Annotated in this window: 8 protein-coding genes; 4 read left to right on the forward strand and 4 right to left on the reverse strand. The window is 69.2% G+C overall.

Going from position 1 to position 9,365, the window contains the following annotated elements; genetic code table 11:
• Nucleotides 1-3: 3 nt before the first annotated feature.
• On the reverse strand, nucleotides 4-759 hold the full coding sequence (locus A5787_RS23025) for a L,D-transpeptidase family protein (RefSeq protein ID WP_066971330.1): 756 nt from the start codon (nucleotides 757-759) through the stop codon (nucleotides 4-6).
• Nucleotides 760-924: 165 nt separating this feature from the next.
• Here A5787_RS23025 and A5787_RS23030 point away from each other — a divergent pair, with 165 nt between their 5' ends.
• Complete coding sequence (locus A5787_RS23030; protein ID WP_066971332.1) at nucleotides 925-1,590, forward strand: cysteine hydrolase family protein; 666 nt, start codon at nucleotides 925-927, stop codon at nucleotides 1,588-1,590.
• A gap of 21 nt (nucleotides 1,591-1,611) precedes the next feature.
• On the forward strand, nucleotides 1,612-2,544 hold the full coding sequence (locus A5787_RS23035; RefSeq protein ID WP_066971334.1) for a LysR family transcriptional regulator: 933 nt from the start codon (nucleotides 1,612-1,614) through the stop codon (nucleotides 2,542-2,544).
• On the opposite strand, the gene oxc is transcribed toward A5787_RS23035, so the two are convergent.
• Nucleotides 2,528-4,273 carry an oxalyl-CoA decarboxylase gene (gene oxc, locus A5787_RS23040; protein ID WP_066971360.1) on the reverse strand — a complete coding sequence of 582 codons (1,746 nt, stop codon included), beginning with the start codon at nucleotides 4,271-4,273 and terminating at the stop codon, nucleotides 2,528-2,530. The two genes, A5787_RS23035 and oxc, sit on opposite strands and share 17 nt — an antisense overlap.
• A 230-nt stretch (nucleotides 4,274-4,503) precedes the next feature.
• Between oxc and A5787_RS23045 the strand changes: the two genes are divergently transcribed.
• Nucleotides 4,504-6,054, forward strand: a complete 1,551-nt coding sequence (locus A5787_RS23045) for a FadD7 family fatty acid--CoA ligase (protein WP_066971337.1) — start codon at nucleotides 4,504-4,506, stop codon at nucleotides 6,052-6,054.
• 13 nt (nucleotides 6,055-6,067) lie between these two features.
• On the opposite strand, the gene A5787_RS23050 is transcribed toward A5787_RS23045, so the two are convergent.
• Entirely contained in the window at nucleotides 6,068-8,215 is a 2,148-nt protein-coding gene (locus tag A5787_RS23050; RefSeq protein ID WP_066971339.1) for an elongation factor G-like protein EF-G2, read from the reverse strand.
• A 147-nt stretch (nucleotides 8,216-8,362) separates the two neighbouring features.
• A complete protein-coding gene (locus A5787_RS23055; protein ID WP_066971341.1) occupies nucleotides 8,363-8,785 on the reverse strand; it encodes a TIGR03668 family PPOX class F420-dependent oxidoreductase in 423 nt (140 codons plus the stop codon).
• 43 nt (nucleotides 8,786-8,828) lie between these two features.
• Here A5787_RS23055 and A5787_RS23060 point away from each other — a divergent pair, with 43 nt between their 5' ends.
• Nucleotides 8,829-9,293 (forward strand): nuclear transport factor 2 family protein, encoded by a 465-nt coding sequence (locus A5787_RS23060; RefSeq protein ID WP_066971342.1) that lies wholly within the window; start codon nucleotides 8,829-8,831, stop codon nucleotides 9,291-9,293.
• Nucleotides 9,294-9,365 lie beyond the last annotated feature (72 nt).

Below are 9,365 nucleotides of genomic sequence, written 5' to 3' on the forward strand. Positions count from 1 at the left end.
CGATCAGGCGACGACCTGGATGGGGTCGCCGACGTTGACCTGGTTGAAATACCATGCGGCGTTGTCCGGGCTCAGGTTGATGCATCCGTGGCTGACGTTGGCGTGGCCCTGCGAGTCGACCGACCACGGCGCCGAGTGCACATACACGCCGCTCCAGGTGACCCGGACCGCGTACTGCGCCGTGATCTTGTATCCCTCCGGGGAACTCAGCGGGATGCCGATCGTCCGCGAGTCCATCACCACGGTGCGCTCCTTCTCCAGGGCGGTGAAGGAGCCGATCGGCGTCGGGCGACTGGGCTTACCCATCGACGCCGGCATCGTGCGCAGCACCTCGCCGTTTCGGCTGACGGTGAAGGTGTGCCCTGACAGGCTGGCCACACCGAGCAATTCGTCGCCGGTGTCGAAGCCCGTCGTCAGGGCCTGCACACCCGCCGAGACATGGGTGTGCGCGGGCCAGTAGTGGTTCGGCACCCACTGGACGACGTCGTTCTGGACCCACTCGAAGTGTCCCGGTGTATCGCTCGGCGACGAAACGTGGATGGTCCGTTCGGCGGCACCGCGATCGGTGACCGGCGCCGTGAACGTGACGACCAGCGGGTGGGCCACGCCCACCATCGCTCCGTTAGCGGGCGAAATCGCGGCAACTCCGGGAACCGGCTCGGGCAGGGGGACGGACGCCACGCCGCGCGCGGCGCTCCCCACTGCGCCCATGCCGGCAATCGCTACCATAACGAACAGATAACGAAACGCTCGGTGCATGGCGCCTACCCTTTGCGATGGTTCAACTGACACAACGATATTCTACTGGCTGTCGGCTCATTACGGTTTTCAGCAAACATCGGCGGCTTCGCTGGGTCGCCACGATAACGGTGAGATCACCGGATGAGCCCGAGCAGACCAGGGCAGGCCCGGCGAGGGGCGGACATGACCGCAAACGATCGCTACACGCGTCCGAGGGCGGCTGCGGCCGCCCTGATCCTGATCGACGTGCAGCGCGACTTCATGGACACCGCCGCCACCCCCGGTGCTGATGCCCCGATGCCGGTCGCGGGCACGCGTGCCGCGATCCCGGCGATGGCGCAGCTGGCGGCGGCTTTCCGGCGGCGGGGACTGCCCATCGTGCACGTCGTCCGGCTGTATCTGCCGGATGGGTCGAACGTTGACCTGGTGCGGCGCGGGTCGATCGAGGCGGGCGCTCGAATTGCCCTGCCCGGCAGCGCCGGTTCGCAGATTGTCACCGAACTCCTGCCCAAATCCGTTGATTTGGAACACCAATTGCTCTTGGCCGGTGCATTCCAACAGATCGGCGCCGCCGAGCACGTGATGTACAAACCTCGGTGGGGCGCCTTCCACGGCACCGCCCTCGAGCAACATCTGCGCGAAAGCGGCAGCGATACCTTGGTTTTCGCGGGCTGCAACTTTCCCAACTGCCCTCGCACCTCGATCTACGAGGCCTCCGAACGCGACTTCCGGCTTGTCCTGGTTTCCGACGCGATCTCCGGCCTGTATGAGCGCGGCGTCGCGGAGTGTCGTGCCATCGGAGTGAACGTGCTCAGCGTGTCGGAGACGCTCGATTGGCTGGGGTGCTAGGCGCGCGTTAGCCTCAGCGAAATGCTTTTCCGTCAACTGGAGTACTTCGTCGCGGTCGCCCAGGAGCGCCACTTCGCCCGGGCGGCCGAGAAGTGCTACGTCTCGCAACCGGCGCTGTCCGCCGCCATCGCCAAGCTCGAACGGGAGCTGAACGTCACGCTGATCAATCGCGGACACAGCTTCGAGGGCCTGACGCCCGAAGGGGAGCGACTGGTCGTGTGGGCCAAACGGATTCTCGCCGAACACGATGCCTTCAAGGCCGAGGTGCACGCCGTGCGGTCCGGCATCGCGGGCACGCTTCGGCTGGGCACGGTGCCGACCGCCTCGACGACGGCGTCCCTGGTGCTCTCCGCGTTCTGTTCGGCGCATCCGTTGGCGAAGGTGCAGATTCTCTCCCGGCTGGCCGCCACCGAGCTGTACCGGCGCGTGCGCGAGTTCGACCTGGACGCCGCCATCGTGCACACCGCCACCGACGACGCGCACGACGTGAACCTGGTGCCGCTCTACCAGGAACACTATGTGCTGCTCTCGACGGCGAACATGCTGCCCGCGGGGGCGTCGACGCTGACGTGGCCGGAGGCCGCGCAACTGCCGCTGGCGCTGCTCAGCGCCGAAATGCGCGACCGCCAGATCATCGACGAAGCGTTCGCCGGCCACGCGATCACCGTCACCCCGCAGGTCGAAACCGACTCCGTCGCTTCGTTATTGGCGCAGGTGGCCACGGGCAACTGGGCGTGCATCGTCCCGCACACCTGGCTCTGGACCTCGCCGCTTAGCGCGGAGATTCGCGCGGTCGAGATGGTCGAACCGGTGCTCAAGGCCGAGATCGCGCTGGCCACCAACTCTTCCGGCCCCGGCTCGCCCGTCGCGCGTGCGCTCACCGCGTGCGCTCAGGAGCTGGCGCTGGGCGAGTTCTTCGAAGCGCAGTTGCTGGGCATCACGCGCCGGCGCTGATCGGGGGTGTGGCCGCGCTGGTCGGATTGAGGCTCGCCAGGTGGCCGCTTTCCACTCCGGCGGCCGGGTCGAGCTCGCAGTCGATGACCGACGGCCCGCCGGAGCCGATCGCCTCGGCCAGCGCCGCGCGCAGCTCCGCCGGTGTGCTGACGTGGTATCCCTTGCCGCCGAACGCCTCCGCGATCAGCTCGTGACGCGCCCGTGCGTTCAGCACGGTCGGCGCCGGGTCCGACCCCGTGGCGGCCGAGCCGGCCGGCGCCTCGTCGCCGCGGTAGACGCCGCCGTTGTTGAGGATGACGACCGTCACCGGCAGCCGGTATCGGCAGATCGTTTCGACCTCCATGCCGGAGAACCCGAACGCGCTGTCACCCTCGATCGCGACCACCGGCTTGCCGGTCTCCACCGCGGCGGCGATGGCGTATCCCATGCCGATGCCCATCACGCCCCAGGTGCCGGTGTCGAGCCGGTGCCTCGGCAGCTCCATGTCGATGACGTTGCGGGCCAAATCCAGCGCATTGGCGCCCTCGTTGACCACGTAGACGTCCGGGTTTTCCTGCAGCACCGCGCGAATTGCGCCCAGCGCGTTGTAAAACCGCATGGGGTGGGGGTCTTCGGCCAGCCGCTGGCGCATCTTGGCCTCGTTGCGGGTCCTGCGCTCGGCCAGCTCGTCGATCCATTCCGCCGGCGCGACGATCGGATGCGCGGCCACTGCGTCGCACAGCCCCGACAGCACCGAGCCGACGTCGCCGGCCAGTGGCACCGCGATCGGCCGGTTGCTGTCGAATTCCGCCGCCGCGATGTCGATCTGCACGAACTTCGCGTCGGCGGACCATTGCGGCGACTCCCCGTGGCCGAGCAGCCAATTCAGCCGGGCGCCCACCAGCAAGACCGCGTCCGCGCGGGCGATTGCCAGTGAGCGCGCGGCCCCGGCCGACTGCGGGTGCGAGTCGGGCAGCAGCCCCTTGGCCATCGACATCGGCAGGAACGGAATTCCGGTGGCCTCCAAGAACTTCCGGGCCACGTCGTCGGCCCGCGCGTAGGCGGCGCCCTTGCCCAGCACGATCAGCGGCCGCCGCGCCCGCCCGAGAACCTCCAGCGCGCGATCGACGGCCTCCGGCGCCGGCAGCTGCCGGGGCGCGGGGTCGACGACCCGCCAAATCGTGGCGGCTGCGGCGGAGGCGTCCATGGCCTGGCCCAGAATCTCGCCGGGGATGTCGAGGTAGACCCCGCCCGGCCGCCCGGAGGCCGCCGCACGCATGCCGCGCACCACGGCCCGCCCGATGTCCTCGATCCGGCCCACCCGATAGGCCGCCTTCGCGAAAGGCCTTGCGGCGGCGAGCTGATCGAGCTCCTGGTAGTCACCGCGCTGCAAGTCCACCATCGCCCGGTTGCTCGAACCCGAGATCTGGACCATCGGGAAGCAGTTCGCGGTCGCGTTCGCCAGCGCGGGCAGGCCGTTGAGGAACCCCGGCCCGGATGTCGTGAGGCACACGCCGGGCCGCCGGGTGAGAAACCCGGCGGCGGCGGCCGCGTTGCCGGCCGAGGCCTCCTGCCGAAAGCCGATGTAGCGGATTCCCGACGCCTGCGCGGTGCGGGCGAGGTCGGTAATCGGGATGCCGACGATGCCGTAGATGGTGTCGACGTCGTTGGCCTTCAGCGCATCGACGACGAGGTGGAAGCCGTCGGTCAAGCGAGTCGTGTCGGTGGGAGATGCCGAAACGGTGGACATGGTGGCGGCCTCCTTGTGAGCGTGATTCCGGATCTGCCCGTAATTGCCTAAGCCATCACTGTTGTGCCGGCGCGCGCGGCTGTCCAAGACTAAGCCGCTATGCAGCGATTCACGCCGTCTATCGATAGTCCGCGCCTATCGATAGTGAGCGGATCGGTATTGGACGGACCCCAGGGCGTCACGGCATGGTTCCAGCAGGACCATTCACACGCAGCGAAAGGGGTTGGGCGATGAGGACGAGCAATCACGGTGTCGCCGATCTGGTCGAGGTGGCGGCGAGCCGGCGGCCGGACGCAGCGGCGCTCGTCGCCACGCCCGATCGCCTCCCGGTGACTTACCGCGACCTGGTGCGACTGGTGGACGACCTGGCCGCCCAGCTGACGCGGAATGGGCTGCGGGCCGGTGATCGCCTCGCGCTGCGCGCCGGCAGCAACGCCGAGTTCGTCGTCGGCCTGTTGGCGGCGCTGCGGGCCGAGCTGATCGCGGTCCCGTTGGACCCGGCGCTGCCCGTCGGCGAGCAGCGCACCCGAAGCGAGGCGGTGGGCGCGCGGGCGGTGCTGGTCGACGGCGACGGGCCCGGCGATGAGCGGGAACCGGGCTTGCGCCGGTGGCCGATCGCGGTGACCGTCGGCGGCGAGGGCATGCCGGCGGTGCACCTTGACGCCGCGACGCCGCCCGAGCGAGACGTTTCGGCACCCGAGGGGCTGCGCGACGACGACGCCATGATCATGTTCACCGGCGGGACCACGGGGCTGCCGAAGATGGTCCCGTGGACGCACGACAACATCACCAGCTCGGTGCAGGCCATCATCGCCGGCTACGGGCTGGGCCCCCAGGATGCGACGGTGGCGGTGATGCCGCTCTACCACGGTCACGGGCTGATCGCCGCATTGCTGTCCACCCTGGCGTCCGGGGGCACGGTGCTGCTCCCGGCCCGTGGGCGGTTCTCGGCGCACACCTTCTGGGACGACGTCGACGCCGTCGGGGCCACCTGGTACACGGCCGTGCCGACGATCCATCAGATCCTGTTGGAGCGCAGCAGGACTGAGCGGCCGGCAAGCGAACGCGTGGCGCTGCGGTTCATCCGCAGCTGCAGCGCCCCCCTCACCCCGGAAACGGCTCAGTCGCTGCACGAGACGTTTTCGGCGCCGGTGGTGTGCGCGTTCGGCATGACGGAGGCGACTCATCAGGTGGCGACGACGGGCATCGGCCAGACCGAAAACCCGGCGGCCACAGGCGGTCTCGTCGGCGGGTCGACCGGGCCGGAGATCCGGATCGCGGGGCCCGACGGCCAGCCCCTGCCGGCCGAAGCCGTCGGCGAGGTCTGGTTGCACGGGCCCACCGTGGTACGCGGCTACCTCGGCGACCCGGCGATCACCGCCGCCAACTTCACCGACGGGTGGCTGCGCACGGGCGATCTGGGGTCGCTGTCGGCGGCCGGGGACCTGGTCATCCGGGGCCGGATCAAGGAACTGATCAACCGGGGCGGCGAGAAGATCTCGCCGGAACGCGTCGAGGGCGTGCTGGCCACCCACCCCAACGTCCTGGAGGCGGCCGTGTACGGGCTGCCGGACAAGATGTACGGGGAGACGGTGGCCGCGGTGATCGTTCCGCGGGAATCGCCCGCGCCCACTCCGGCCGAGCTCGCGGTGTTTTGCCGGGAGCGCCTCGCGGCCTTCGAGGTGCCCGCCACCGTCCGGGAGGCCGGCGAGCTGCCGCATACCGCGAAAGGCTCACTGGACCGCCGCGCCGTGGCCGACCAGTTCGGCGGCGGGGCCTAGGCGAATAGGGGTGTCACGCCGTGGTTTTCACGCGGGCGGCCGCGGTCTCCGGCATGGGCTCGTAGCGGGCGAAGGAGCGGGTGAACGACGCCGCCCCGTGCGAGAGCGAACGCAGGTCGATCGCGTAGCGGGTCAGCTCGACCTGAGGCACCTCCGCCTTGACCACGGTGCGTTCGTGGCCGGCGGTGTCGCTGCCGAGCACCCGGCCGCGACGCCCCGACAAGTCGCCCATCACCGCGCCGACGTAGTCGTCGGGCACCAGTACCGAGATCTCGTCGATCGGCTCGAGCAGGGCCACCCGCGTCGCCGCCGCCGCCTCCCGCAGCGCCAGCGAACCCGCGGCCTGGAAAGCGAAGTCCGACGAGTCCACGCTATGCGCCTTGCCGTCGTAGAGCGTGACCCGGATGTCGACGACCGGATAACCGGCGTGCACGCCCTTTTCCATCTGGGCGCGCACACCCTTTTCCACGCTCGGGATGAACTGGCGCGGCACCGCACCGCCGACCACCTTGTCGACGAACTCGAATCCCGAGCCCTCCGGCAGTGGCTCCACCTCGATGTCGCAAACCGCGTACTGGCCGTGCCCGCCCGACTGCTTGACGTGGCGGCCGTGCCCTTTTGCCTTGCCGCCGAACGTTTCTCGCAGCGGCACGCGGAGGTCGACCGTGTCCACGGTGACGCCATACCGGTTGGCCAGCGCGTCGAGGACGACGCCGGCATGGGCCTCACCCATGCACCACAGCACGATCTGGTGCGTTTCCTGGTTCTGCTCGATCCGCAGCGTCGGGTCTTCGGCGGCCAGTCGACCCAGCCCGACCGACAGCTTGTCTTCGTCGGTCTTGGCGTGCGCCTCAATGGCCACCGGCAGCAGCGGCTCCGGCATCGTCCAGGGCTTGAGAACCAGGGGCTCGGCCTTGTCCGACAGGGTGTCGCCGGTTTCGGCGCGGCTCAGCTTGCCGATGGCGCAGATGTCGCCCGCCACCACGGCGGCCGCCGGACGCTGCTGCTTGCCCAGCGGGAAGGACAGCACCCCGATGCGCTCGTCCTCGTCGTGATCGGGGTGCGAATGCCCGTTGCCGTTGGCCGCGCCGAAGAACGACGCAAAATGGCCCGACACATGAACCGTCGTGTCGGGCCTGATGGTCCCGGAGAACACCCGGACCAGGCTCACCCTGCCGACGTAGGGGTCCGACGTCGTCTTCACCACCTCCGCGAGCAACGGCGCGCCGGCGTCACAGGCCAGCGTCGCGTGCGCGGCGCCGTTCGGCGTGAAGACTTCCGGTAGCGGGTGTTCCATCGGGGACGGGAATCCCCGCGTGGCGACTTCCAGCAATTCCAGCGTGCCGACGCCGGTGCCGCTGCACACCGGGATCACCGGGAAAAAGGACGCGCGGGCGACGGCTTTCTCCAGGTCGGCGATGAGCACCGACTCGTCGATCGACTCCCCGCCGAGGTAGCGCTCCATCAGGGATTCGTCCTCGGACTCCTCGATGATTCCCTCGATCAGGGTGCCGCGCGCCTCCTCGATCCGGTCGGCGTCGGACTCGTCCGGCGGCTGGCTGGTCCGCTTGCCGTCCGAATACTGGTAACGCTGCTGCGACAGCAGACCGATCAGGCCGTCAGGCATCGGCAGGTAGAGCGGTAAGACCTTGTCGCCGAACGCGTCCTGCGCGGCCGCCAGCGCCTCCTGATAGTTCGCCCGCGCGTGGTCGAGCTTGGTGATCACGACCGCGCGGGGCATCCCGACGTGGCTGCATTCCTGCCAGAGCGATTTGGTCGGCTCGTCGACGCCCTCGTTCGCCGCGATCACGAACAGCGCGCAATCGGCGGCGCGCAGGCCGGCCCGCAACTCGCCCACGAAATCGGCGTACCCCGGCGTGTCCACCAGGTTGACCTTGACGCCGTCGTGCGAAAGGGACGCGACGGCGACGCCCACGGAGCGCTGTTGCCGGATCTCGGCCTCGTCGTAGTCGCAGATCGTGCTGCCTTCGGTGACCGAGCCAGCGCGGGTCAGCACGCCGCCGGCGACCAGCAGGGCCTCGACCAGGGTCGTCTTGCCGCCGCTCGAGGGACCCACCAGAACCACGTTGCGAACATCGCCCGGACCGTTCGCGGTCGGAGCGGCCCCCGCGCCGTGGGAAGCGTTCGCCTTGTCCGCCATGACTTTCCTCCAGTTCTGCAGCGCTGCGGCGTGCTGTGGCGCGGTGTGGTCTGGGCCACAGGACGCTGTAAGCAACTTTTCCCCCAACTGCCGCCCAACACAAGGCCACCGGGCGGCCACAATTGAGGCCGGCGCGTGTCGCCGGGGTCAGGCGTGCCAGCCGGACCAGCGGCGCACCGTGACCGCGATCACCGGGCCATCCAACGAAACGGACTGGTACTGAGGGTATTTGGCGCGCAGCAACCGAAGTCCGGTCGTCATCGCCGCGCCGTCATAGTGAATCGCGGCGACACCGTCGGCCCGGACCCACCACAGCCGCGCCCAGTCGCCGTCGTAGTGGTCGACGAGCAGGCTGACCTGGGGATTGCGCTCGATGTTGGCCAGGCGCCGCAGCCGCCGCGTGGTCTTGGGCTTGGCGTCGACGGCGGTGTACACGACGTCCCCGCCGCCGGGCGAATCGCCGACGGCGAATACCACCGGTACCAGGTGCGGCGTGCCGTCGGCCGTGGCCGTGGCCAGTCGGGCTATCGGGGATTGTGTGAATCTGACCTTCGGGTCGAATTCGCCCACCGCCTCAGCTTAAGGGCCGGACCCAGGCGTTACGTTTAACCGCATGCTGGCGGACACCCAGATCACCAACCTCCTCTATCGCTATGCCGAATGCATCGATACCGGCGACCTGCCGGGAGCGGCCGCGCTGTTCGAGCACGCCCGCATCCGGATCGGCGGCTCGGACGCCGCACACGACACGATCGACGCGGCCGGGCTGCTGGGTATCTGGCAGTCGCTGATCGTGATACACCCGGACGGGACGCCGCGAACCAAGCACGTGACGACCAATCCGATCGTCGAGATCGACGAGCAAGCCGGCACCGCGAGCTGCCGCAGTTACTACACCGTGTTGCAGCAGACCGACGAGCTACCACTGCAAACCATCGTCACGGGTCGCTACCACGACCGATTCGAGCGCGTGGACGGCCAATGGCGGTTTTCCTACCGGGATCTCACGCTCATCGACATGGTGGGCGACGTCAGCCAGCACCTGACGCACGCGATCACGCCGGCCCGGGGGGCCTGAGCGGGGGGTCCGCGGGCAGCGCGACGGCGTTCTCGAAATCCTCGGCGTCCGGGTGCTCGACCACGCCGCCTT

The sequence above is a fragment of the Mycobacterium sp. 852002-50816_SCH5313054-b genome, assembly GCF_001667185.1.
GTDB lineage: Bacteria > Actinomycetota > Actinomycetes > Mycobacteriales > Mycobacteriaceae > Mycobacterium.

Coding starts and splice junctions, on each gene's coding strand:
- A5787_RS23030 (WP_066971332.1), top strand. CDS start 925: ATGACCGCAAACGATCGCTACACGCGTCCGAGGGCGGCTGCGGCCGCC.
- oxc (WP_066971360.1), bottom strand. CDS start 4,273: ATGTCCACCGTTTCGGCATCTCCCACCGACACGACTCGCTTGACCGAC.
- A5787_RS23045 (WP_066971337.1), top strand. CDS start 4,504: ATGAGGACGAGCAATCACGGTGTCGCCGATCTGGTCGAGGTGGCGGCG.
- A5787_RS23060 (WP_066971342.1), top strand. CDS start 8,829: ATGCTGGCGGACACCCAGATCACCAACCTCCTCTATCGCTATGCCGAA.
- A5787_RS23035 (WP_066971334.1), top strand. CDS start 1,612: ATGCTTTTCCGTCAACTGGAGTACTTCGTCGCGGTCGCCCAGGAGCGC.
- A5787_RS23025 (WP_066971330.1), bottom strand. CDS start 759: ATGCACCGAGCGTTTCGTTATCTGTTCGTTATGGTAGCGATTGCCGGC.
- A5787_RS23050 (WP_066971339.1), bottom strand. CDS start 8,215: ATGGCGGACAAGGCGAACGCTTCCCACGGCGCGGGGGCCGCTCCGACC.